The 24962-nt window shown below is 46.8% G+C and carries 18 protein-coding genes; all 18 read left to right on the top strand.

Features of this window, described 5'->3' with window-relative positions:
- The 18 genes from AC0LWT_RS00455 (at position 1) to AC0LWT_RS00370 (ending at position 24891) form a co-directional block, all read left to right on the top strand.
- Positions 1-3069 carry a peptidase domain-containing ABC transporter gene (locus tag AC0LWT_RS00455; RefSeq protein ID WP_474679257.1) on the top strand — a complete coding sequence of 1023 codons (3069 nt, stop codon included), beginning with the start codon at positions 1-3 and terminating at the stop codon, positions 3067-3069.
- A gap of 476 nt (positions 3070-3545) precedes the next feature.
- Positions 3546-5363 carry a sensor histidine kinase gene (locus AC0LWT_RS00450; RefSeq protein WP_474679256.1) on the top strand — a complete coding sequence of 606 codons (1818 nt, stop codon included), beginning with the start codon at positions 3546-3548 and terminating at the stop codon, positions 5361-5363.
- 42 nt (positions 5364-5405) lie between these two features.
- On the top strand, positions 5406-6989 hold the full coding sequence (locus AC0LWT_RS00445) for a response regulator (protein ID WP_474679255.1): 1584 nt from the start codon (positions 5406-5408) through the stop codon (positions 6987-6989).
- Between the two features lie 152 nt (positions 6990-7141).
- Entirely contained in the window at positions 7142-8047 is a 906-nt protein-coding gene (locus AC0LWT_RS00440) for an ABC transporter permease (RefSeq protein WP_474679254.1), read from the top strand.
- A 2-nt stretch (positions 8048-8049) separates the two neighbouring features.
- Complete coding sequence (locus AC0LWT_RS00435; protein ID WP_474679253.1) at positions 8050-8919, top strand: carbohydrate ABC transporter permease; 870 nt, start codon at positions 8050-8052, stop codon at positions 8917-8919.
- A 68-nt stretch (positions 8920-8987) separates the two neighbouring features.
- The gene (locus AC0LWT_RS00430) at positions 8988-10568 is read left to right on the top strand and encodes a type 2 periplasmic-binding domain-containing protein (RefSeq protein ID WP_474679252.1); all 1581 of its coding nucleotides are present in this window, start codon (positions 8988-8990) and stop codon (positions 10566-10568) included.
- Positions 10569-10664: 96 nt separating this feature from the next.
- The gene (locus AC0LWT_RS00425; RefSeq protein ID WP_474679825.1) at positions 10665-13349 is read left to right on the top strand and encodes a glycosylhydrolase-like jelly roll fold domain-containing protein; all 2685 of its coding nucleotides are present in this window, start codon (positions 10665-10667) and stop codon (positions 13347-13349) included.
- 157 nt (positions 13350-13506) lie between these two features.
- Positions 13507-14715, top strand: coding sequence for an MFS transporter (locus AC0LWT_RS00420; RefSeq protein ID WP_474679251.1), 1209 nt, complete (start codon positions 13507-13509; stop codon positions 14713-14715).
- A 60-nt stretch (positions 14716-14775) separates the two neighbouring features.
- Complete coding sequence (locus AC0LWT_RS00415; RefSeq protein WP_474679250.1) at positions 14776-14979, top strand: fibronectin type III-like domain-contianing protein; 204 nt, start codon at positions 14776-14778, stop codon at positions 14977-14979.
- Positions 14980-15254: 275 nt separating this feature from the next.
- Positions 15255-16109, top strand: coding sequence for an aldo/keto reductase (locus AC0LWT_RS00410; protein ID WP_474679249.1), 855 nt, complete (start codon positions 15255-15257; stop codon positions 16107-16109).
- A 73-nt stretch (positions 16110-16182) separates the two neighbouring features.
- Positions 16183-17364 carry an MFS transporter gene (locus AC0LWT_RS00405; RefSeq protein WP_474679248.1) on the top strand — a complete coding sequence of 394 codons (1182 nt, stop codon included), beginning with the start codon at positions 16183-16185 and terminating at the stop codon, positions 17362-17364.
- Between the two features lie 56 nt (positions 17365-17420).
- Complete coding sequence (locus AC0LWT_RS00400; protein ID WP_474679247.1) at positions 17421-18065, top strand: NAD(P)H-binding protein; 645 nt, start codon at positions 17421-17423, stop codon at positions 18063-18065.
- Between the two features lie 21 nt (positions 18066-18086).
- Positions 18087-19346 (top strand): ankyrin repeat domain-containing protein, encoded by a 1260-nt coding sequence (locus AC0LWT_RS00395; RefSeq protein WP_474679246.1) that lies wholly within the window; start codon positions 18087-18089, stop codon positions 19344-19346.
- A 359-nt stretch (positions 19347-19705) separates the two neighbouring features.
- Positions 19706-21223, top strand: a complete 1518-nt coding sequence (locus tag AC0LWT_RS00390) for a spore germination protein (RefSeq protein ID WP_474679245.1) — start codon at positions 19706-19708, stop codon at positions 21221-21223.
- 29 nt (positions 21224-21252) lie between these two features.
- Positions 21253-22422 (top strand): Ger(x)C family spore germination protein, encoded by a 1170-nt coding sequence (locus tag AC0LWT_RS00385; protein WP_474679244.1) that lies wholly within the window; start codon positions 21253-21255, stop codon positions 22420-22422.
- Positions 22423-22439: 17 nt separating this feature from the next.
- Complete coding sequence (locus AC0LWT_RS00380; RefSeq protein ID WP_474679243.1) at positions 22440-22682, top strand: hypothetical protein; 243 nt, start codon at positions 22440-22442, stop codon at positions 22680-22682.
- A gap of 21 nt (positions 22683-22703) precedes the next feature.
- Positions 22704-23801 (top strand): GerAB/ArcD/ProY family transporter, encoded by a 1098-nt coding sequence (locus AC0LWT_RS00375; RefSeq protein WP_474679242.1) that lies wholly within the window; start codon positions 22704-22706, stop codon positions 23799-23801.
- 190 nt (positions 23802-23991) lie between these two features.
- Positions 23992-24891: a carbohydrate-binding protein gene (locus AC0LWT_RS00370; RefSeq protein WP_474679241.1), complete on the top strand. Its 900-nt coding sequence runs from the start codon at positions 23992-23994 to the stop codon at positions 24889-24891.
- Positions 24892-24962: the final 71 nt, after the last annotated feature.

Here is a 24962-nt window from a genome sequence, read left to right as displayed (position 1 = left end):
ATGCTGGATTTACATGCTATGATTTTGGATACGATCCCTATTTTTCAAGTGCTGTCGCCACAGGAGAAAGAGGAGGTATTTGCCTCCTTTGAGAAGATTTCTTTCCATATGGGAGACACGATTATTCGGGCAGGAGAACGAGGAGATTCGTTCCATCTCATTTTGACAGGCAAAGTGCGCATCATCGGAAAGGATCTGGATGGCAAGGAGCTCAATTTAGGTGTAATGGAATCAGGCTCGCATTTCGGACAGGAAGCGCTGTTGAATGAAGAATTTCAAGAACATACGCTGAGGGCGTCGACGAAGCTGGAGCTGCTAAGATTGTCCCGAACCATGTTTATGCAAATGATCGACGCGCACCCTGAATTGAGGGGGTACTTGCTTGAGCAGTTGGCCGATGATGCGATGCGCAAATTTTTGAAGCGGACGGCGCTGTTTGCCCCGCTGCATCATCAGGAGCTGCGCTCGCTGCTTGACATTATGGTCATGAAGGAGTATGTCCCCGGCCAAGCGATCGTCAGAGAAGGGGAGGCAGGAGACGCTTTCTATATCCTTCGTTCCGGCAGTGCTTCCATACTAAAGGATAGCGAGGGAGGCCGGAAGCTTAATACGGTAAAGGCAGGGGAGTTTTTCGGGGAGCTGGCGCTGTTGACGGGGGATCCCCGGAAGGCCAGCGTTGTAGCAGACGAAGCGGTTTCCGTGTTCAGTCTGACCAAGGAAGATTTTGACAAGCTAATTATGAAATTTCCGAAAGTCAGGGAGACGATTATCGGGATTGCTTCTGCTTATTTACAAAATGCGGATATGCCCCGAAATACGGAAACGAACGTTACCGCGGAGGATAGCGCAAGTTACGCAACCGAAAGCATTGCGGAAGATGCCGAGCAAGAGCAGCGGCAGCACGAGGGAGGTCGGAGAACTTGGCGCTTATGGAGCCGGTTCCCGGTGCGCATCCAGCAAAGCGAGTTGGACTGCGGCCCAACCTGTCTCTCTATGATCGCCCAGCACTACGGCAAGCGATTGAGCATCCATCGGTTAAGAGAGCTGGCGCAAGTAGGCCTGGAAGGAAGCACGCTGTTCGATCTCTGCAAAACCGCGGAGTTGATTGGCTTTCAAGCGGAGGCGGTCCGCAGCAGCTTGAAGGGGCTGGCCGAGCAGACGCTGCCTGCTATTGCCCATTGGAAAGGCAATCATTATGTCGTGGTCGTAAACGTGGACGAACGATATGTGACCGTGGCCGATCCGGGTATCGGTTTACTGACGTATTCGCATGACGATTTTCTGAAAGGGTGGACGCTGAACACAGTGTTTTTGAAGCCTGTTGAAGCTTTCTTCTCGCAAGAAGAGTCGAAGCCATCATTCAGGCGCTACTGGGCGTTTTTTGCCTCCCACAAGCAGGCTCTGTTCCATCTTATCTGGATGACACTTCTATTGCAGGTCATTAACCTGGCGCTGCCGCTGTTTACGCAGCAGGTGATTGACAGGGTGCTTGTTGGCGGGAATTATGATGACCTGAACTTTATGCTGATCGTCATGCTAGGCGTCTCGTTGCTAACCATGCTCGTTCAATCGATCAGGGAATGGGTCATTATGGGTACGTTCATTAAAATTGACATCGATATGATCATGAGTTTTTATCGACATGTGTTTCGCTTGCCTATGCGCTACTTCGCCACACGGAAAGTGGGCGACATCTTGACGCGCGCCGGGGAAAATCAGGTCATCCGTCATTTTCTTGTAACGAACAGTATGAATGCGGTGCTGAACGTGATGACGATTGTCGTATACATAGGCATTATGTTTACATATAACGTTACTCTGGCCTGGATCGCGCTGGCGTTCATTCCATGCTTTATTGTACTTACGCTGGTTGTGACTCCGCTTATGAAACGCAACAGCAGGAAGCAATTCCAAACCGATGTCGACTTGCAGAATGCATTAGTGGAGACTATTGGTTCCATGCGTACCGTGAAAGCTCTCGCGGCCGAAGATGAGGTAAGGAAAAAAGTGGAGGGCAAGTTCCGTCAATCGACTCTCGTACAAATGAAGGGTTGGAAAATCGGCTTCTTCTCCGGCTCTGTCGCCTCAGTGCTGCAAACCTTAAGCAGTGTAACCGTGCTGTATACAGGGGCCGGGTTTATTATCGGGGAGAAGCTGAGCGTAGGGGAACTGATGGCTTTTAGCGCGGTGTATGCACTCGTTACAAATGCGGCACTGGGCCTAATCGGCATCTGGGACCAGTTTCAAGGCGTGCGGATTGCTTTGGAACGGCTCGACGATGTGTTCGAGACGGAGGAGGAGGAATCCGATCCGACCCGATTAACAGCGCTGCCGAAGCTGCAGGGAGTGATTGAATTCGAACGCGTATCGTTTCGTTACCATTCCGACGGGAAGAATGTGCTGCAGAATATTTCCTTCGACATGGCTGCGGGTCAGACGATGGCCATCGTCGGTCGAAGCGGGTCAGGGAAATCAACTCTGGCGAATTTGCTGCTTAAGCTATATGCGCCAAGCAGTGGGACAGTTCGGATCGACGGGTACGACCTGAAGCAGGTGCAGGCCGCTACGCTCCGTAAGCAAATTGGAGTTGTGCAGCAGGAAGCGGGACTTTTTAGCGGAACGATTCGTGAAAATATAGCTTATCAAATTCCCGATGCTTCGATGGATGAGGTGATGGCCGCATCCATGCTTGCGGGAGCGCATGAATTCATTATGACATTTCCGAATGGCTACGATACACAGGTTGGGGAGCGGGGGGCGAGCTTATCCGGAGGGCAGCGCCAGCGTATCGCCATTGCGCGGGCGCTGATCGGCAATCCGCGAGTTCTGATATTCGACGAAGCGACGAGCGCGCTCGACAATGAATCCGAGAGGACGATACAGCGGAATATGAGCACGATACTCAAAGATCGAACGACCCTCATCATCGCGCATCGACTGAGCACCATCCGGCATGCGGACCGCATTCTCGTACTTGATCAAGGGGTACTTGCAGAGTCGGGTACTCATGAGCAGTTAATGGCTGCGAAAGGTCTTTACCACATGCTGGTCAGTCAACCGTTGGATTAATGCTGCATACTTTTCACCGTGGGTCGCGTTCGTGTTGAGGTCCATTAGTAAAAGAGCGATTAGCAAAGAAGCACCGCGAACTTATTTTCGGGGTGCTTTTGCGTGCCTGATGAAAAGTGCAGGATTGTCTATTATTCTAAAAGATCCTCAATATTTAGTGTGATACCGCCATAGGTTGCATATCCGTAACTTTTGGGCTTGCCGTCTGCATCTGTGTCAAACAACAGCTTACATATACAAGCACAAGTCCTAAAAAAGCACAAAAATACCCTTGTATAAACTTAAAAATGCCCCTTTGATAAATGAATATTCTTAAAGTATATTCCTTGTAAACGGATACAAAATGGAGCCGTGTCAAGACGTTGTAACTTTGGAGGTAAAAATCGCCATCTTCTGCCTAAGATACTTCGGTAGCGTCGATGCATCACAGCATGTACAATAGTTAGAGAAGACGTTTGACAAAGGAAGGGCTGGGTATGGAGCGCAAAAGTTGGATGCGAAGGGCTATTTTCATAATAAGAAACATGAGATTCCAAAATAAATTAATGGCAGGTTACCTTCTGGCTTGTGTCATTCCGTTACTCGGTGTAAGCGCCATCATCTTTCATCAATCGGCTACGGCGCTCGAGGATTCCTCTCAAGAATTCGCCGCTCTGTATACGTCTCAAATCAGGACTACTTTGAACGAATTCATGAAAGAATATGACAAGGTCACGAAGTCGGTGCTGGTTGACAACGAACTGATCTACAAGCTAGGTGAAGAGGGAAATATGTCCATGGACGAGTTGATTGTCCAAAGAGTTGCCGTCCAGCGGCTGCTGATGCGGGTCGCATTGCTCAAACCGGAGATCAGTACCGTGATGTTGATCAGCCGCGATAAAAACGTGTATCAGTATACGACTACGACAAGTAGAGTGAATGAGAACATGTTGCTATCGCAGGAGTGGTTCAAGAGGCTCCGCAGTTCGGATGATACTTTTTTTATTACCGGGTTGCATGACCGTTCCTATTACGAGGACAAAGGGGCAGGAGCCGTAGTGACGGTAGGAAGAGTGCTGTTCAGTTCCAACGGGGCATACGCAGGTATACTTCTCATCGATCTGGATCCGTTTACACTGCTGCAGCTTGATCATGATTTCGTATTGGCTCGGGACAAATACGGCATAAGTGTCATCATAAGCAATCGACAAAAAGAAATCGTCTACCATTCCGATGCGGCCAGCGGCCGGTTATCCTGGCAGCAGGTGCTTGAATCCGGAGCGGAGTACATCAAGGATAACGACAGCCATGACCGGATTATTTTATCGGGAAGCACCTCGCAAGGGAATTTGTTTATCAAAACCGAGATTCCGCGCTCGAAGCTGCTGCAGAAAATCAATCAGATCAAAGGAATGACGGTAATCGTTATCCTGATAAGCTGTCTGATCATCACGCTCATTTCGTTTGGTTTAAGTTATACGATCACCAAACCTATCAAGGCTCTCCGCAGGAGCATGAAGCAGGCGGAAGTAGGCCAATACCTGCCCATAGAGAAAGAACAGGCAAATGACGAGATCGGAAGTCTGGTAAACAGTTACAACAAAATGATTATAACGATCCGAACCTTAATTGAAGACGTGTATATCGCCGAGATAAAGCAGCGACAAGCCAAATTCATCGCGCTTCAAAATCAGATCAACCCGCACATGCTATACAATACCTTGGAATCCATCCGCATGAAGGCGCTGGTAAAAGATGACGAGGAGACCGCCGGCATGATTAAAATTTTGGCTCGTATGTTTCGGTTAACGTTAGGTAAAGAAGGCAGACACCATTCGGTGAAGCATGAATTGGAGTATACGGTCAATTATTTGCAGCTTCAGAACATCCGGTTTGATAATATGTTCAGGCTGGATATCAGAATCCCCGACGAGATACTGCATTGCAGCATCATCCCTCTAGTATTTCAGCCTATAGTGGAAAACAGTATCAACCATGGATTTGAGGACTACAGCCGGATCATGAATATCGGGATTGAAGGCGTCTGGACGGAAGAAGGGGGGATTTTAATCCGGATAACGGACGACGGGGTCGGTATGTCTTTGGAGAAACAAGCGGAACTGATTGCATTGCTGGAGGATGCCAAATCGGATAAATATAAACTGGAAGAAACCGATATACCGGAGAGTAACGGGTTAGGCCTCAAAAATATCGCTGAACGCATAAAACTCCATTATGGCGATCGGTATTATCTGACAATTCGCCCTGGAGTTGATCATGGAACGACAGTCGAATTTTTAATCCCTAAGCTTTAGGCGGATGTCAGGTGCGAGAATAGAAGGAGAGGGGCTTTTGGGATGAGGTTGATCTTGGTGGATGACGAGAAAGGCATTGTGGACGGTCTCAAAAAAATGATAAGCCGCTATATCCCGGAATGTGAGGTTATAGGCACAGCTTATAATGGTTTAGAAGGGTTCAAATTCATTCAAAAGCTGCAGCCGGACATCGTCATTACGGATATTCGGATGCCGCAAGCGGACGGCCTCGACATGATCAGAATGCTGAAAGACGCGGGCAGTCGGACAAAATTCATTCTGTTAAGCGGATATGCCGACTTCGAATACGCTCGAAGAGGCATGCAACTGGGAGTGCAGTTCTACATCAATAAGCCGGTTGAGGAAGAGGAACTGCGCGACTGCGTTTACCAGGTCATAGAGGCGGTCCGTGCGGACACGGCCAAGCTGCAGGAAGTGGACGAATTGAAGCAGGAGGTTCATAGCCGTATGCAAGAGAGCGCCTTGCGGGATATCCTTGATGTCGGCGGCGAAAATACGGAGCTTTTGGAAGAGCTGCTTCAGATTGCGCGAATTCCGACAGAGGGTGCTTGGTTCGTTTGTACCCTGCTTGAATTCGACGGCGGCGCCGAAGCTTTGAAGGAATTTAGTCTTCAGCAGGTGTTCCGTCAAATCGATCTGGGCCTGGGGCAGTACCGTGGAGTGTATCGGTTTCGTTATTCGGGCGCCCAGGTTGCAGTGGTGGTTACCCATGGCGGTTCCATCGGGTATGCAGATCTGGTTCGTTCGGTACAACGTCTTAAAGAAAAGGTATACCGGCAATTGGAGCTGTCCATGACCGTCGGCATCGGTACGGTTCAAAAACGGGCCGCCGGAATCAGCCAATCTTTTGAGGAAGCCCGTTACGCATTAAGCTATAAAGTCGTTAAAAGGGCGGGCGCCGTGATCCCTTTTCCTGAGATCATGAATCTGACAGAACGGAGTCAGCCTATTCCTGAAGCGATGATCGCTAAACTGGAAGCCGGTCTGGACAACATGGACGAGATGGAATGTGTTGGCATCATCCGTGAGATCTTTCGAGGGATGCAAGCCGAATCAAGCATGAGTCCGGCGGATCTCCAGTTGCAGTGCTTGAACATCCTTTTATCGAGTGTTCGGAAGATGTCCTTTCAGCAGCTGCAGCAAAACGATTTTTTGGGCCGTCATATTTTGTCGCTAGAGGGCATTTCGCGGTTTCGGACGCTGGAGAGTCTGGAGGAATGGATGGTTCAAGTCATCAGAACAATTATTGCGTTCAAACTGGAGCATAATATTCCCAAGAAGAAGGACATTATCGCCGAGGTCAAGGAATACGTATCTACACATTACAATGAACCGATCACCCTTGCAGATCTGGCTGCCCGTTTTTTCATCAGTCCCTATTATTTAAGCCAGTTTTTCAAACAAAAGACGGGGGATACTTATGTGAATTTTTTGACTCAGATCCGAATCGGCAAAGCGAAAGAGCTGCTGGAGAAGACAGATTTGAAAGTGTACGAGATCTGCCAAATGGTAGGATACTCGGATTCGCAGCATTTTGCGCGGTTATTCGAGAAACTGACAGGGTGCAAACCCAGGGATTATCGCAAGAAATTGCCAAGCGTTTAAACGTACTTAGCCACTCCATCAGGAGTGGTTTCTATATATATTCTTAAAAATACCCTTGTTTAAACTTAAAAATGCCCGATTGAGCGATGTTTCCACTAGTTGTATAGTATCTGTGTAAGCGAATTCAACAACTAGAAACTGGAGGGAACAAGTTGAAAGCAGTTGCATTTCATCGAATGAAGGTGTTTTGGCCGCTGTACGTGATGGCGATTCCGGGAATTATTTTTCTCATTGAATTTAAATACATTCCGCTGGCCGGTTCTGTAATCGCCTTCAAGGACTATTCGGTTTTCAAAGGATTCATCGATAGTCCATGGGTAGGTCTCAAGCATTTTAAGACCCTGATTCATCATCCTGACTTCGTCCGAGTGTTCGGGAATACGCTAATGCTGGGATTTCTCAAGCTTGCACTGGTCTTCCCAGTGCCTGTTCTGCTGGCGCTGATGATTAACGAGATTCGAAAATCGGCGCTGAAGAAAGGGATCCAGACCGCTCTGTACATTCCGCACTTTTTGTCTTGGGTTATTGTTGCCGGTATCGTCTTCGATTTTTTTTCATTAAGCGGGTTGTTCAACATTGTAAGCGGGTGGTTTGGTTTTGAACCCCTGCTGGCTATGCAGGAAAGCGTATACTTTCGGCCTGTTTACGTGATCGCATCCATATGGAGAGATGCCGGTTGGGGAACCGTGGTGTATATAGCGGCCATCAGCTCAATCGATCCTCAGCTGTACGAATCGGCGATGATCGACGGCGCATCCAAGTTTAGGCAAATCCGCCACATTACGTTTCCGCTTCTTTTACCTACCGTGCTGGTGCTGTTCCTGCTTGAAATCGGCAATTTCTTGGATCTCGGTTTTGATCAAGTGTATAATCTGATCACTCCGATGACGTATAGTGTAGGAGACATCCTGGATACGTACGTGTTCCGGACAGGCATTCAGCAAGCGCAGTACAGCTTTGCGACGGCGGTCGGTTTATTCCAGTCGGTGATTGGATTTATACTGGTGTTTATATTCAATAGGCTGTCGAAGAAAGTTTCGGATGGGGGGCTCTGGTAGGCATGTTTGAATCGAGAGGAGAAAAAGTATTCGTAACGACAATTACGGTCTTTCTCATACTGTTGTCCGTCATAGCGCTCGTACCGCTCCTGTCCGTGATCTCCACCTCGCTTAGCTCCAAAAGTGCCGTGGATATGAACCTGGTAACGATATGGCCGAAGCAATTTACGTTAGACTCCTGGGGACATATGATCGACCGTCCCGACCTGTGGAAATCGTTCTTCTTGACCTTGAGCTCGACGGTGATTGGCACGGTTTTGGCCCTGCTAATGACCGCGCTGCTTGCGTACCCGCTGTCAAAGCCTGAGTTTCGCTGGGGAACTGTCATTATGGTCGGCGTCGTGATTGCGATGATCTTCAAGGCGCCAATCGTGCCTTACTTCCTAACGGTTCGCGGAATCGGCCTTTATAACAATCCGCTGGTCCTGGTCATACCGCATATCCTGAATCCGTTCAATCTGATCATCATGAGAACCTTTTTCAAACAATTTTCCAAGGAATTGGAGGAAGCCGCCTTCATTGAGGGCTGCGGATATTTCCGGATGCTGTTCCAATTCGTGCTTCCGCTGTCCAAAGCAGTATTGGCGACACTTGCTTTATTCTACGGTGTGATGCTGTGGAATCAGTTCCAGCATCCGCTCTTTTTTCTGCAAGATCCGGACTGGTTTCCGCTGCAGATCAAGATTCGACAGTTCATTACCGACGATAACGTGATTATGGCGGGTGCCGTTTCAAAGGCTGATCTTAACTATAATGAGCGGACTCTAAGGGCAGCGACAGTTATTTTTGCGATCATCCCGATCATTTTGGTGTATCCTTTCTTGCAGAAATATTTTGTCAAAGGAGCCATGATCGGCTCCGTAAAAGGGTAAACGACCCTTTCCGGTTTATGGGCAAGCAGCCTTAAACATATCATTACGATTCAGAGGGGGAATACCATATGAATTTCAAAAAGATGGGGTTATTAGTAGCGGCAGGTGTCCTTGCGATTACTGCTGTCACCGGCTGCAGCGGAAACACGAACTCTTCCGAAGGTTCTTCAACTTCTGCCCAGAATCAGGCCTCCAATGCAGATGAAATAGTCGATATTGAAGTATGGGGCACCAACATCGGCTATAAACCGATCACCAAAGGCAGTAAGCTGTATGAATTGTATAAGGAAAAACTGGGCGTCGGCGTCATCCATCCCTATGTGGAATGGAACGGAGGCACCAACTACCTGAATCAATTGAACCTGAAGATCGCCGCTAACGAAATGCCGGATCTGTTCTTGCCCCAGCAGGGCATCGAAGACAGCTTGGCTAAAAACGGCGCAATTGCCGACCTGACTGAGCTGTTGCCCAAGTATGCACCGAATTTATGGGAAGCCATTCCGAAAGAAATGTGGGATGTGGTCAAAGCCAACGATCCTACCGGTCAGGGGAGAATCTATTATATCCCCGGTGTGGTGGACTACGGGAGATACGCCGGTATGATCCGCAAGGATTGGCTTGACAAATTGGGCCTGTCGATGCCGAAAACCCAAGACGAATACGTGAAGGTGCTGGAGGCGTTCCGGGACAAAGATCCTAACGGCAACGGCCAGAAGGATGAGCTTCCGACGGGTGGCCGTCAGGAGGCGCGTTGGATGGATCATCTGTTCGCCATGTACGGAGTGGCCATGTTCGAAGGGTATCCGGATTGGGACCTGTACGACGGCAAACTGACTTATTCTGCGGTTACACCGAATATGAAAGCCGCCTTGGAGTTCATCGCCAAGCTGTATAAGGACGGGTTATTGGATAAGGAAACGCTCCTCAACGACAAGGCCAAGTGGGATGGCAAGATTGAGGCGAATAAGGCAGGAAACTATTTCCATTGGGTGGAAAGCGGCTATTTGCCTTTAGAAAATCTATATAAGAACACTGGTGTAAAGGCTGAATTCTCGGTACTCCCCATACCGGAAGTCGCGGGCTATAAGGGCTTCTACACTTGGAAGAGATTTACCCCTCCGGCCTGGGTGGTCAAAAATAACAAGGATCAGAAGAAGTTGATGGCTACCTTGAAGCTGCTGAACAACATGTACGATAAGAAGAATTGGATCCCTCTGTACCTTGGCGTGGAAGGAATGCACTATGCGATGAAGGACGGCAAGCCAGCTAGACTTCCGGATGACAAGAGTACACAAGAGAACCTGATTCTTGATCCATATGCAAAAATATCTACCCTTGATTTCATGATCGATCTAAATAAGAGTACAGCTTCGGAAGACAGAATGTGGGCGATTAATCAGGTTAACCGAAATATGCAGGAAGCCCAGAAGTATGTCAAGATCATTGCCGGCGACGGTATGCCGGCCAGTGTGTACGACGGCTTCCCGGACATTAACAATCGTACTCTGTACGTGGAATACGCCACCAAGATTATCCTTGGTCAATACCCGATCAGCAAATTTGATGAATTCGTAGACAAGTGGAACAAATCGGGTGGTGAAGAGGTAACGAAGCGTGCCAGAGAATGGTATGCGAAAGTGAAAAAATAATTGTATCCGCCCGGCTTCGATTTGAAGGCGGGCGGATATTTCCATCCAAGCTGCGAATATCGGGTGGTTGAAACTAAGTTGAAGCAGGGGGCTATTATGAGCAATCGTCTTAGGGAAGTGCTCGTGGGTCAAGAGCATAATTATATCCTTCCTTTTCTCTGGCAGCATGGTGAGGAAGAGGAGGTGATTCGGGAAGAGATTGCCCGTGTTCATGAATCCGGAATCGGGGCCGTTTGCGTGGAGGCGCGGCCGCATCCGGATTTTCTCGGACCGAAATGGTGGAAAGACATGGACATCATTATGGATGAAGCGCGAAAGCGCGGCATGAAGGTATGGATGCTTGATGACGACCATTTTCCGACGGGTCATGCGGCAGGCAAGGTGAAAGAAGCTCCGGAAGAGCTTCATCGCATGTTTTTAGGTGAACGGTATATCGATACCTTCGGTCCTGCCCAAGGAACATCTCTGCTGCTGGATACTTTGCTGATGCGTGGGCTTCGGCCGACCATCTCGCACAGCCAAAACGCGAGCGGTAAAAATAAGCTGATTTCAGTTATCGCGGTCCGTCGCAATCCATCTAACGGATCATTAACCGGTGACACGGTTGACATAACAGAACTTGTACAAGATGGTATCCTTTACTGGGATATCCCTGAAGGGTATTGGCGTGTATTTATTATCTCAGAAAATAAGGATGGCGGAAGCAAGGAGCAGGCAGATTATTTGAACCCGCTGGACCGGGATTCAGTTCGCATTTTGCTCGATACGGTGTACGAGGCTTTTTACGATCGGTATAAAGCGGATTTCGGAAAGACATTTGTTGGCTTCTTTTCAGATGAACCCGGATTTTACAATGATGAGAAAACATTTGATTTCAATTCGAAGCCTGGAAAGCAGGGAGTACCGCTCCCCTGGAGCCGGGAAATGCCGGCCCTGCTGGAGGAAGCCTTGGGGCCCGACTATCGGAAGCTGCTGCATCTCCTCTGGCACGATGCAGGAGAACAGTCGAATATTGTACGGTACCATTATATGAATATCGTCAGTAAGCTCTACGCCGAAAACTTCTGCAGCCAAATCGGGGTATGGTGTAGAGCCCACGGGGTAGAATACATCGGACATGTACTCGAAGACAACAACGTTCATGCAAGGCTCGGATCCGGCGCCGGACACTTTTTTCGCGCGCTATGGGGACAAGATATGTCAGGCCTCGATGTGGTGCTGTGGCAGATCGTCCCTGGCTTCGATGAATTGAGTTTCCGCTGCGTTTCGGGGGAAACGGATAGTGAATTCTTCCACTATGGCCTCGCTAAGCTTGGCGTGTCGCTTGGACACATGGATCCGAAAAAACAAGGCCGTACGATGTGTGAATTGTATGGGGCATATGGCTGGACGGAGGGCCTGAAGCTGATGAAGTGGCTCACAGATCATATGCTCGTTCGAGGTGTTAACTATTTTGTCCCGCATGCCTTTACTCAAAAAGCTTTTCCGGATCCGGATTGCCCGCCGCATATGTATGCGAGCGGGAAAAATCCGCAGTACCGATATTATAAGCACTTAAATCGATATATGAATCGGATTAGTCACCTGATTACAGGCGGAAGACATGTGGCGACCGCAGCCGTCGTTTATCATGCTGAAGCCGAATGGTCCGGGGCATCGATGTATTTTCATAAGCCTGTGAAGGAATTGATGCAGCATCAGATCGACTGCGACGTTCTTCCTGTCGAAGTTCTTTTGGAAGCGGCGAGCGTGCAAGACAAGAAGCTGTACGTACATCACGAGGATTACGAGTGCCTGATCGTCCCCTATGCAGAAGCGCTTCCGGCGGCGATGATTCTGCGCTTGGCCGAGTTTGCCGAACAAGGACTAGCCGTTCGCTTTATTGACGGGCTGCCATTGCGATCGAGCGAGGGCAGTGATGTTTCTGCCGAACTGTCTTGTCTGGCCGATCACCGGAATGTGAAGCTTGCAGCTTTAGAAAAGCTGGCGCAAGACCTTATTGCAGACGAACATTACGAGATTAGAGCCGGCCAATACGAACCGTATCTTCGGAACTATCACTATCTTCAGCAAAATTTGGATGTTTTTATGTTCTTTAACGAACACCCGAATCAAACTATTCATACGAAGATTGTTTTGCCCATCCAAGGTGATGTATTTGCCTACGATGCCTTCCGGAATCAGTTGATCAGTTTATATGCAGAAAGGGAGAACGGCACAACGGCGGTTCGGCTTGTCCTTCATCCGTATGAATCCATCATCCTGCTCCATGGATCTGATCTTGAAGGTTATGCCGCCCTTCCAAGGCATACTGTTGGGGCGGATCTTGAGCTTAAAGGCGAATGGACTGTTTCCACCGCTGATGCCGAACAGTATCCTCATTTCAAGGAATGGGGGAAACTGACGGCATTGACGAACATGAGCGAGCCTGATTATTTACCGCGATTTACCGGTACTTTCCGTTATGAAACGGAATTTGAGTGGAACGAATCCGCAAACCAAGCTCTGTTAGATTTGGGTGAGGTCTATGAAACGGCAGAAGTATGGTTAAATGACGAACAAGCGGGGGTACGCATATGTCCACCTTACAGCTTGGAAATCAACGGTCTGATAAAAAAGGGCAAAAACAAGCTTGTCATTGAAGTTACGAATACGTTAGTGAAAGATCAGCGCGACTTCTTGTCATCGTTTGCGCAGCAGGAACCAAGCGGACTCATCGGGCCGGTCCGGATTGCGGCGGCAGCTGGGCACCCGGCATCAGTTTCATTTGAATTTAATTGACGTGAGTCCGTGCCTTATGGCACGGGCTTTTTAAATCTAACTCTTATTTTTTTCGAATGAAGTTTTGTTGAAAACCTTTTTCCCCGAAGAACTTGATTTATACTGAACATTCGTTCTATATTATTATATATGATTTTGACAGAGGAGAGAAAACGATATGTCTTTGTTATTGAAAAACAATGGAGCGCTCACCTTATTGATGGCCAATCTTTTCCTTGCGATGGCGGCATACGGGCTTGTGGTTCCCGTTATGCCCACGTTGATGAAAGAGTTGGGATTAACCGGAGCTGCGGTGGGTTTATTGACAGCCGCTTTTGCGGTTACGCAATTGCTATTTTCCCCTCTGGCAGGAAGACTTTGCGATACTGTCGGCAGGAAAAAGGTCATCGTCGCCGGTCTTGCTTTGCTTGCCATTTCCGAGGCCATATTTGGGTTTGCTTCTTCCCTTTACCTGTTATTCATCTCCAGGCTGCTAAGCGGAATTGGAGTTGCCTTTATTTTTCCGGGTATTATGGCCTTTACGGCCGACGTCACCACGGAGGATGAACGGGCCAAAGGAATGGGCTTTGTATCCGCGGCGATGTCGACAGGATTCATTATCGGCCCGGGGTTAGGAGGATTCCTAGCGGAATACGGTATACGCGTGCCGTTCTATACAGCCGCTATCGTCGTTGCATTTTCGGCGGTGTTAACCTTACTGGTGCTGCCTGAATCCTTGAAAATGGTGAATACCGGCACCGCATATCCGGCAGCCGGCACCGCTGCCAAACAAAGCCTGATCTATCAATTGATAAACTCCAGAAAAGCGCCTTACTTTTTTGCGCTTCTTGTGCTGCTCATTCTCGGGTTTGGCCTTTCGAACTTTGAGACGGTTTTTGGCCTGTATTTGGATGCCGAGCATCAATTCGGTCCGCGGGATATCGCCTTGATCATGACGATTGGCGCCATTGTCGGAGTCGTCATTCAGATTGGTCTGTTGGACGTTCTCGTGAAAAAGGTTGGCGAAATCAAAGTGATATATATAAGCCTCGCTTTGGCAGGCGTGTCGATTCTGGCCATTTTGTTGGCCCATCGTTATTGGGCGGTCTTGCTCGTTACCATTATTATTTTCGCCGCTTGCGATCTTCTTCGGCCGGCGGCCAACGCGTATTTGTCCAAATCGGCCGGCAACGATCAAGGTTATGTTGCAGGATTGAACTCCACTTTCACGAGTCTCGGGACGATTGCAGGTTCGACGGCTGCCGGAGCATTGTACGACCTATCCTTGTCCCTTCCGTACCTTGTTGCAGGCATCACTTTCTTGGGCTGTTTTGCGGTACTGGCGATTCGGCAAAACCGCTACCGACAAACCGCCCGAGAATTGTGATGCTCCCCCGAATAATAAAACAGACCGACGCGGCAGTCTGTTTCTAAGCACGGCAGCGTCGTGCGTCCGGTGAAGGAACTGAAAGGGTTTCGCAAGGCGGTGCTGGCCGCCGGCGAAAGCCGGGAAGTCAGCTTTACCGTCACAGTCTCCGATCTTGCTTTCTGGACGGCGGATTTGAGGCACGAAGCGGAACCGGGCGGCTTCAAACTGTATATCGGTTCCAATTCGCGGGATCTGCAAGAAGTGGATTTCGAGCTGTTGTAAGAGAAGCTCCGTCGTGCGGACTCCTGGGAGGTTAACAAGCAGCCAAGATCGTACAATAACAAGCCCATTGACTTTATTGGTCAATGGGCTTTGTTTAAGATTTCTATGGAAACGATAGAATTAGGCAAACATTTGCGACAAATGAGATAACTGTTTTTTGTCGGATGTTTCATAATAAGGTCATGGGCGTGGTTGCGGCCATTGGTACCCGGCAGGTTCAGATTTTGCAAAAAGAGAAGGAAAATAACGATAAATATTGACAGGAGGATTTTGTCATGCAAACTGTGACTTTGAACAATGGTGTTAAGATGCCCATACTCGGCTTTGGGGTTTATCAGATTCCGGATGCAAATGAATGTGAACAAAGCGTTTATAATGCCATAACGGCGGGTTATCGCCTGATTGATACGGCTGCATCTTATTTAAATGAAGAAGCGGTGGGCAGAGCAATCCAACGAAGCGGCGTTTCAAGAGATGAATTGTTCATTACGACAAAACTCTGGGTTCAAGATACCGGGTATGAGCCCACAAAGAAAGCATTTGAAAAATCATTGAGAAGAAGACTGCAATTGGATTATTTGGATCTATATTTAATTCATCAGCCGTTTGGCGATGTTTATGGCTCTTGGCGTGCGATGGAGGAGCTGTATCGAGAGGGAAAGGTTCGGTCTATTGGAGTTAGCAATTTCCAAATGGACCGTCTGATCGATTTGATTATCCATAATGAAGTAATTCCGGCAGTAAACCAAGTTGAAACGAATCCTTTTTGCCAGCAAATAGAAAGTGCAACATTCATGAAAGAAAACAATGTGCAGATCGAGTCCTGGGCGCCTTTTGGTGAAGGAAGAAATAACATGTTCAATAATGAAGTTTTGGTATCAATCGCCGAAAAGTATAATAAATCCGTCGCACAAGTGATTTTACGCTGGTTGGCACAAAGAGAAGTCGTTGTGATTCCAAAGTCTGTTCGGAAAGACAGAATGATCGAAAACTTCAATATCTTTGATTTTGAATTAAAGCAAGAGGATATGGAGACGATTGCTGCATTGGATACGAACAAGAGCTTATTCTTTTCACATAATGACCCTGAAATTGTGAAAAGGATCGGTACCCGCAAACTTGATATTTGATTGAAGGGCCACTGCAAACAGTGGTCCATCTCTCTCTTTAAAGACTACATGGAATTTAGGTGGTTAGGATAACATGAATAATACTTGGAAAATCTATATGCTTGCTTTGATCTGTTTCTTAGTTGGCACTTCACAATTTGGCATCGTTGGTATGTTGGACAAAATTGCCGCTTCCGTCGGTGTATCGATATCGACAGCCGGGCAGCTCATAACAGTATTCGCGCTTGGCAACGCGCTTGGTGCACCCTTGGTCGTGCTGGCGGCGGCAAAGATGAATCAACGCAATCAACTGCTCCTGGCTCTCTCCCTCATCTTGCTTGGTATCGTCTCCATGCTGGCCCTTTCGGGCTTCGGCTTTCTGATGGCTTCCCGCATTGTGCTTGGAGTCGGAACCGGCGTCTTCGTCGTCACGGCTTATTCTATAGCGTCCAAGCTGGCTTCTCCCGGCCGCCAGGGGGGAGCAATGTCCACTGTCGCTATGGGCTTTAGCTCCTCTCTCGTATTCGGCGTTCCCATCGGTCGCATGGTCTCTGCGGTCTATGATTGGAAGACGATCTTCTGGGCCATCGGCGTTTTGAGCCTGCTGGCTTTTGCTGCCATCGTACGGTCGATCCCTGCCTTGGAAGGCGAAGCGTCCGTCTCATTGGGCAAGCGGCTTGCTTTCTTGAAGCAGCCGAGGATCACACTCACCCTTGGCATAACGTTCTTCGTATTTATCGGCTTTTCGATAGTCGATACGTATATCACTCCGTTTCTGTCCGCCGCCATGCCGACGATGGAACGGCATATGAGCGGTATTCTCTTGGCATTAGGCGTCGGGAGCTTGATCGGCTCCAGACTTGGCGGCTTCTTGGCAGATCGGATCGGCATACCCCGCACGATCTTCGGATCAATGGCTATCCAAATCCTTGCCTTAGTCGTGCTATCCTCTGTTTCCGGCTTCGGCTCCGGTTCCGTCGTAATGACGATTCTATTACTCATGATCTGGGAGATCGCTTGCTGGGTATTTGGGCCAACCCAGAACTTTAACTTGGTCTCGCTTGCTCCGGAAGCTTCCGGTATCGTCCTTAGTCTGAACAGTTCTTTTGTACAACTGGGTTTTGCTGCAGGAGCCGGCATTGGGGGAATTACCGTTGGCAGCTTGTCCATCCTATCGATCACTTGGATCAGTGCTGTTTCGGTCGTGATCGCGGCGGGCATCGCGTTCGTATCTACCGGCCGTGTCGGTTCGTTATTGAAGGGAAATGCAGGCTGACGGGAAAACAGATTTTGATATTTATGTAGCATTAATTAATAAAGAGGAATGATATTATGAAAATTTTGATTTTAGGTGCAGCAGGCCAAATAGCTCGTATGTTAACAAATAAATTGCTCAATAACACGGACAATCTCATCATTCTTTATGCAAAAAATGGCCATAAGCGGTTAACTATCACTGATGATCGTCGAGAAACTATTATTGATGGTGATTTTAAAGACAAAGATAAACTGATCGAGGCTATGCAAGATATCGACCTCGTTTATATTAATGACATGGGCGATGAAAAATCCACGAAAACCATTATTGATGCAATGAATTTTGCTGGAGTGAAAAGGGTAATCGCTGCTTCCGTTTTGGGTATTTATGATGAAGTGCCTGGAGCTTTTGGCCAATGGAATAAGAAAATGATTGGTGGAGGCAGTAGAATGCGTTCTCAGACTGAATCCGCACGGTTGCTTGAAAATTCAAATCTAGATTATACACTTTTACGCCTTACATGGCTTTACAACCAAGAGGGTAATACGAATTATATGCTCACGCAAAAAGGAGAATTATTTAAGGGTGCACAGGTTACACGTCAAGCGGTAACTCAATTAATCATCGATATTATTGAAGAAAAAAGTGATAAATATGTTAAAATCAGTCTAGGTGTAAGCGAACCAAATACCGATTGGGCAAAGCCATCATTTTATTGAGGTATAAGGAGGGAGAATAACATGGTCATCGAACAATTCAAACAGGCAGTTGATAATAACGACACTGAAGCTTTAAGGCGTCTATTGCAAAACCATCCATCGCTTGTCGCACAGATCGACGAACCATGGTTTGTTTTCGACACGCCGGCGATTGTGATTTCTGCAAATAGAGGAAACCGTGAGATGGTGGATGTATTATTGCAGTACGGGGCTGACATCAATGCCAAAAGCAACTGGTGGGCGGGAGGATTTGGTGTTCTGCATCATGATCATCACGATTTATCCCGTTATCTTATTGAGCGGGGAGCTCATGTCGATCCGCATGCTGCGGCTGCATTGGGAATGCTGGATATCCTGCAAAAGATGGTAGAGGAGGATCCGGAAGTTGTCAATCAACGCGGCCCGGATGGGCAGGTTCCTCTGCATTATGCCATTTTGCCTGAGATCATCGATTTCCTGCTGGATCACGGGGCTGAGATTGATAAGCGGGATATCGACCACAACAGTACACCGGCTCAGTATGCTGTCAATAACCCGGACAAATGCAGACATTTAATTGAACGCGGCGCTCAGACGGATATCTTCATGGCTTGTAAGTTGGGGGATATCGAACTCGTCCGCAAAATTCTGAAGGAGGATCCGAATGCCCTTCAGGCCCAGGTGGGGAAAGGGAATTTCACCTCCGTTGGCGGGCATATATATGCGTACCATATAGGCGCAGCTGTGAGGCCGATCTTTCTTGCGGATCACCTGGGTTATGAAGCCATTACGGAGTTAATGCTGTCGTACAGTTCAGTTAAGCAGAAATTCCTGTTTGCCTGTATGCGGGCAGATACAGAAACCGTCCATAGCATGTTAAGGGAACATGCAGATATTGTCCGATCCCTGGAGCCGGAAGAGCAGAGTGTAATTACGGATGCAGCATGGAAGCATAAAGCAGATGCAGTGCGACTCATGTTGGATGTTGGTTTTCATGTGGATGCATGGAGCAACGCCCATTCGATGACAGCCCTTCATTGTGCCGCAGCACAAGGAGACTACGAAATCGTCCGACTGCTAATTGAACGCGGTGCTTCTATGGACATCCTGAATGAATTCGGAGGGATTCCAATGAATAGCTGTATCTGGGGATCACTTCATATTCAAGCTCCCAAGGGGGATTATGCCGCAGTTGCGGAGAGCCTCATAGAAGCAGGGAGTAAACTTCCAGATCAAGCAATGGGTAGTGAGAATGTGAAGAATGTTCTTATTCGGCACGGAGTACTCGGCGGGAGAGATTAACAATACAAGGAATCTACAACGCAGAAAACTTGCGGGGAAAACATCAATACTGTAATAACGATCCGACCGACGTGGCGAGTAAACAGGCTCGCGCAAATTTACGATTCCCTGTTTGACTACAAGCAGCAGTTGTCAAGCTAATACCGGTCCGCGAAAGACTTAAATCCGTTTAAGTCTTTTGCGGATTTTTCCATTTCCGGATTCGTCCGGATTCTGACACGACACACCGCGTACTGTCATAAGGTTGGTTAGTCACGGGGACGAACTTAATTTTATCCTGAATTTCGAAAAAGCATAAATAAATCTTATTTGAGTTGGAAATAATTGTAGCATAGTTCTTACTTCCGGAGGTTAACCGCATGAACCAAACGAACTTTGCCGGTACCCGTTCAGAAATGGATATACAACCGATTTCACCCGTATTGGAATCTAATTTAAAGTGGCTCGAAACGCGTTTTGAATCCTGCGATGATTTATCTGTTTTTCAGTGGCACTTTGGACCGGAGCTCCGACACACAGCATTTTCCGTTTATTTCGAGTCGTTATTCGAACATAAAACATTAAATTATATGAAAGCATCACTTCAGGACCTTGTTCCCCACGAAGTAGGCCCTGCAAGTTCTGTCACACCTGAAGATGTAATTCGCTTTTTCAGCAACCACGGTGTTTCCTCGCAATCTGCCAAGCTTGTAAACGATCTAAAAGAAGCAATTGATGATATTGTTACAGGGCATCTTGTTATCTTCTTTAATGGTTGGGATCAAGCTTTGTCTTACAAAGTTGCTTCACTAATAACCAGGCAAGTGAGCGAACCGGTTGCAGAATCCGTAGTTCATGGTCCGCGCGAGAGTACAGTTGAAAATTTGCAAAAGAATATCGGTATGTTACGGCAGCGGTTAAAAACTCCTAATTTTAAATTAGAAAAGTTTACGCTTGGGGTAGAAACCAAAACTGAAATCAATATCGCTTATTTGATAAATACAGTTAATTTGGAAGTCTTAGCTGAGTTAAAAGAGCGGATTTCCAGACTAAAGCAAGTTAATGTTCTTGAGACCTCTTTTATTGAAGAGGGGATTGAGGATTCGACTTATTCTCCATTCCCTCAATACCGCTATACAGAACGGCCGGATACCGCTACTGCAGCTATGTTGGACGGTAAAATCATCGTGCTCGTCGAAGGCACAGGTTCGATTTTAATATGTCCGGGACTATTTACAGAAATGTATCAATCCTCGGAAGACTTTTACCAAGGAAGTATAATTGCCTCCCTAATTCGCTTAATGAGGATATTTGCATTTTTTATTGCTTTAAGTTTGCCCAGCATATATATTGCTTTAACGACTTTTCATCCGGAATTAATTCCTACTGTTCTTTTACTTGCCATCATGAATGCGCGTGAGGGAATTCCTTTCCCTGCGTTTTATGAAGCCGCCATCATGGAATTTTTCTTTGAACTTCTTCGGGAAGCCGGAGCGCGATTGCCAAGACAGATTGGCGCCACGATAAGTATTGTTGGCGCTCTCGTTATTGGTGAAGCAGCCATATCTGCAGGTATTGCCTCTCCGACGATGGTCGTGGTCGTTGCATTAACCGGAATTGCTTCTTTTGCCATTCCTCAATACAACATGGCTACCGCTTTAAGAATTATAAAGATTCCGCTCATGATTTTAAGCACATTCCTGGGCGGATTCGGTCTGATGATAGGTTTTCTCTGGATCTTGCTGCATTTAACGAGTCTCAGATCCCTTGGGCAGCCATATCTAACCCCTGTAGCACCTCTTCAACCGAAGCAATTATTGGATGCATTCATTCGTGCCCCGTTTAAAATTTTGCTGCGTTCACCGCGCAGCAAGAAGATATTCGGATCTGAAAAATAAAAGACAGTTTTTTTGAAAGAAGGCCTATTATGCGAAAAATCGCATTTGTCGGCTGTCTGATGGTATGCGTTCTATTGCTGCCGGGTTGCTGGGATAAGACAGAACTTACGGATCGGTCCTTTATCTTAGGACTTGCCATCGACAAAGCCGATAAAGGAATGGTTGATCTTACGGTGCAAATATACAAACCGGTACATTCCGGCGGTTCACAAGGAAAGCAAAGCGGAGATATTTCCTATATCAATGTGCAAACAAAGGGTGAAACGATGTTTGACGGGATTCGGGATATTATCCTTCATATAGGACGCAAAGGACAATGGAGCCATTTGAGGGCTATCATTGTAGAAGATCAGTTAGTACAAATACATCCTATCGGCGAGGTTTTGGATTTCTTTTATCGGGATCATGAGGCTAGACTTAGTTCTTCATTTTTTATTGCCCACGGGAAAGCATCGCAATATTTGAAAATGAAGCCTTTAATCGAAAAAACAGTAAGTCAACAGTTATTGCAAATTTCAAAATATTCCGATCGGCACAATTACAAAACGACTAACACTTCTTTACTTGATCTTTTCGTCGGTCTTCGCAGCCAGACGGGGATTTCGTTAGTTCCTTACATCACTAAAGGCGGAAACAAAGGAGAGGATCTGGTAGCTGCCGGAATGGCAGTTTTAAAAAAAGGAAAATGGGAGGGGGTCGTTTCTCCTCAAGATTCGCAAATGATACAAATGTTACACAATAAGTACAAGGGAGGAATTATCCGCGTGCCGTGCGAAACTCAAAGCGATTCGAGCGATGCAAGCAATAATTCCCTGGAAGTATTATCCTTCTATTCCAAACTAACTCCACAAATTGAAGGGGAAGCAGTCAAACTTCAAATATTCGTTTATTTCTCGGGAGCTATTGGAGAAATGAGGTGCATGAAATTAAAAACTCCGGAAGATGAAAAAAAATTTGCCGCGGCCGCGGCTCGGACAGTTGAACAATCTTTAAGTAAAACTTTGAACCGAATGAAACAAAAGAAATTAGACCTAATTGGACTAGGGGACCAAATATACCGTAAAGACCCAGCCTTATGGAAACGATGGAAGAAGAATTGGGGAGAGCGTTTCGCTAATACTCAAATCGATATTAAAGCAAAAATTGAAATAAAAAATAGCGGAACTGCAATATCAAAACCGCTTTCTATAGACAATTAGTGAAGGAGCACGAACGGATGGCTGAAAAAATGATTGTTGTGATCTCGAGTTATTTGTTAATGACGTTCTATAATCTTGCCAAAATAAAGAAAATGGCGCTGCGGGACAAGATCGCATACGGAGTGACCGTTATTGCCTCTATTTATCTTGGTATTGAGTATGTTGGGGAATTTGGAATGCCGATTCTTCATGACATCGCATCATGGCTGTATAAAGATTTGGCTCATCATATAGTTGAGTATTTAGATAAAGATTCTTAGAAAAGGAGCAACATGATCTTTATGAATAAACAAATCATAAGTCAAGATCAATTGATCGTATTGTTTTTTGTTTATTTGACTGGCTCAGTTATTGTAAACCTTCCCGGTCCATTAATTGGATTCGCCCATAACGGTGTGTGGATATCTCTGCTGCTCTCCGGCACGGTTGCCATGATTCAATTACTGTTTGTTCTTTACATGGATAAGGAATATCCCGGACTATCTTTTAGTGAATATAGCCAAGCCGTTTTGGGAACCTGGCCCACCATTGTTATTGTTATTCCATTTATTTCGCTCTTATTTGAAATGAGTACAGATATCGTACATGAAGTAGGTAAATATGCTAACAGTTCTTTAATGAGGCAAACCCCTCAATACATATTTGATATCTTTATCTTCACCACAGTGGCCATAACTGTACGTGCAGGGATTGAAGTCATGAGCAGAATGTTTACCATTTTAATTTTCATCGTGATGCTGTTCATCATCTTGACTTTGCTGTTGTCCATTCCTAATTATCACAGAGAGTTTCTTTTACCTGTTCTTCCTGATGGCATAAAACCTGTATTACATGGCGCTTACCTTTCATATGGTTTCACCCACGCAGAACCGGTCTTACTCGCCCTACTTCTTCCTTTTGTTCGTCGGCCGGCCCGAGATTTACATAAAAAGCTGGTTATTGCGTTTGGTATCAGCGTCATCACATTGATTGCGGTCTCTATATCAACCATTCTTGTTTTCGGACCCTTAGCCGGGGAAAGAAAGTATTCGATGGTAGAGGTTGCACGAATGATTGATATACAACCTATTCTTCAGCGGGTAGAATTCATTATTGGGATAGCTTTAATCGTAGGTTCTTACATGAAAGCTTGCATTATACTTTTCATATTAAATCATTTAGTTGTACGTATATGTAAATTAAAGGACGAGAAAGTGTTTATATTACCTCTGACTTTTATCAATATGATTTTTGCTTTTCTTTTACAAAGAAGCGAAGCAAAATTGACCGAGCACATCACGGTAATCCTTCCAATTTGGAAGTTGACCGGATTTACAATTCCTTTGTTACTCGTGGTTACAATTCATCTGCTGAAGAAAATGTTGTTATACAAACAATAAAGTCGCCTCGACTTCTCAATGATACAATGAGTATTGTTTGATGAGGAGGGGCGAATTTCTCTACCCTTTACTCTAGATCGCATTTACGCAATCTTATCAATGGACTATATTGAAAATACCATAGGCATAGATTACGATTCCCTTAAGATTTAACGCGGAAAGGTGAACTAAAGAAGGGAGAGGAAGTTTGGTGGCAATCCATCGCAAGAATCAAACAGCTCAAGACGGGGCTCTGCCTTTTGTTTCTGCTTCCGTTCCTATGGATGATTTCAACTTCGTTAAAACAAGGTTCTCAGATATACATCCATCCCCCGCAATGGATACCGAATCCGGTTCGATGGTCGAATTACCCGGATGCCATAGAACATATCGCGGGTATTCGGGCAATAGCGCGAGCTGCCCGGCCGATGCGGCGGTGGAGGTTCGGATAGGCGGCGTCAACGGTACGCTGATCGGGAAGGTTAACACGCCTCCGACAGCCGCATCGTGGGGCACTTACAAAACCGTTACGGCGCAGCTCACCCAAACGTTGACGGGTATCCAGGATGTCTACCTCGTGATGACGGGCACGGGCAGCGCGGTTTACAAATACATCGGCAACTACGACAACGCGAGCTTTACGTTAAGCCCGCAAGCGCCGGAACAGGATGTGACGGTCGAATTTGAAGCCCGTTCCGCTTGGACAACGGCGGTGAACACGTTTAATAACAATCCGTTAAAAACGGAAAGCAATAATAACGGGACGACCGTGGGCAACACGTTTAACGGCGCTTGGATGACCTACAACGATGTGGATTTCGGAGCAAAGGGCAAAAACTATCTTGAAATCGTCTATGATGCGCCCAGCCAAAAATCGCCGGCCAACGTAGTTGCGGAAATCCATGTGAACGATAAAGACGGTGCTATCATCGGTACAGTAAGCTTGCCCAATACGGGCACCGGCTGGGGAACCTACAAAATGGCCGGCGGACGCCTGGATCAACTGGTGAGCGGCAAGCAAACCATCTGCGTCGTGTTCAAGGGGACGACGACATCCGGTCTTATGTATGTAGGGAATCTGGATCGGATGAAGTTTTCCTTGAAGGAGTAAATTGTAAAATAAAAAATTTTCGAAGGTTTCAATTCCTCTTAGCGCTTGGGCTTCCAAGCGTTTTTGTTTTT

This window comes from Paenibacillus sp. sgz302164, assembly GCF_056120505.1.
Note: the sequence above shows the minus strand (reverse complement) of the source record. Positions and strands in the feature narration are given on the sequence as shown.

Bases quoted from the DNA above. Each gene is read 5' to 3' on its own strand.
- AC0LWT_RS00455 (WP_474679257.1), top strand. From the start codon at position 1: ATGCTGGATTTACATGCTATGATTTTGGATACGATCCCTATTTTTCAA.
- AC0LWT_RS00450 (WP_474679256.1), top strand. From the start codon at position 3,546: ATGGAGCGCAAAAGTTGGATGCGAAGGGCTATTTTCATAATAAGAAAC.
- AC0LWT_RS00445 (WP_474679255.1), top strand. From the start codon at position 5,406: ATGAGGTTGATCTTGGTGGATGACGAGAAAGGCATTGTGGACGGTCTC.
- AC0LWT_RS00435 (WP_474679253.1), top strand. From the start codon at position 8,050: ATGTTTGAATCGAGAGGAGAAAAAGTATTCGTAACGACAATTACGGTC.
- AC0LWT_RS00430 (WP_474679252.1), top strand. From the start codon at position 8,988: ATGAATTTCAAAAAGATGGGGTTATTAGTAGCGGCAGGTGTCCTTGCG.
- AC0LWT_RS00425 (WP_474679825.1), top strand. From the start codon at position 10,665: ATGAGCAATCGTCTTAGGGAAGTGCTCGTGGGTCAAGAGCATAATTAT.
- AC0LWT_RS00420 (WP_474679251.1), top strand. From the start codon at position 13,507: ATGTCTTTGTTATTGAAAAACAATGGAGCGCTCACCTTATTGATGGCC.
- AC0LWT_RS00410 (WP_474679249.1), top strand. From the start codon at position 15,255: ATGCAAACTGTGACTTTGAACAATGGTGTTAAGATGCCCATACTCGGC.
- AC0LWT_RS00405 (WP_474679248.1), top strand. From the start codon at position 16,183: ATGAATAATACTTGGAAAATCTATATGCTTGCTTTGATCTGTTTCTTA.
- AC0LWT_RS00400 (WP_474679247.1), top strand. From the start codon at position 17,421: ATGAAAATTTTGATTTTAGGTGCAGCAGGCCAAATAGCTCGTATGTTA.
- AC0LWT_RS00395 (WP_474679246.1), top strand. From the start codon at position 18,087: ATGGTCATCGAACAATTCAAACAGGCAGTTGATAATAACGACACTGAA.
- AC0LWT_RS00390 (WP_474679245.1), top strand. From the start codon at position 19,706: ATGAACCAAACGAACTTTGCCGGTACCCGTTCAGAAATGGATATACAA.
- AC0LWT_RS00385 (WP_474679244.1), top strand. From the start codon at position 21,253: ATGCGAAAAATCGCATTTGTCGGCTGTCTGATGGTATGCGTTCTATTG.
- AC0LWT_RS00380 (WP_474679243.1), top strand. From the start codon at position 22,440: ATGGCTGAAAAAATGATTGTTGTGATCTCGAGTTATTTGTTAATGACG.
- AC0LWT_RS00375 (WP_474679242.1), top strand. From the start codon at position 22,704: ATGAATAAACAAATCATAAGTCAAGATCAATTGATCGTATTGTTTTTT.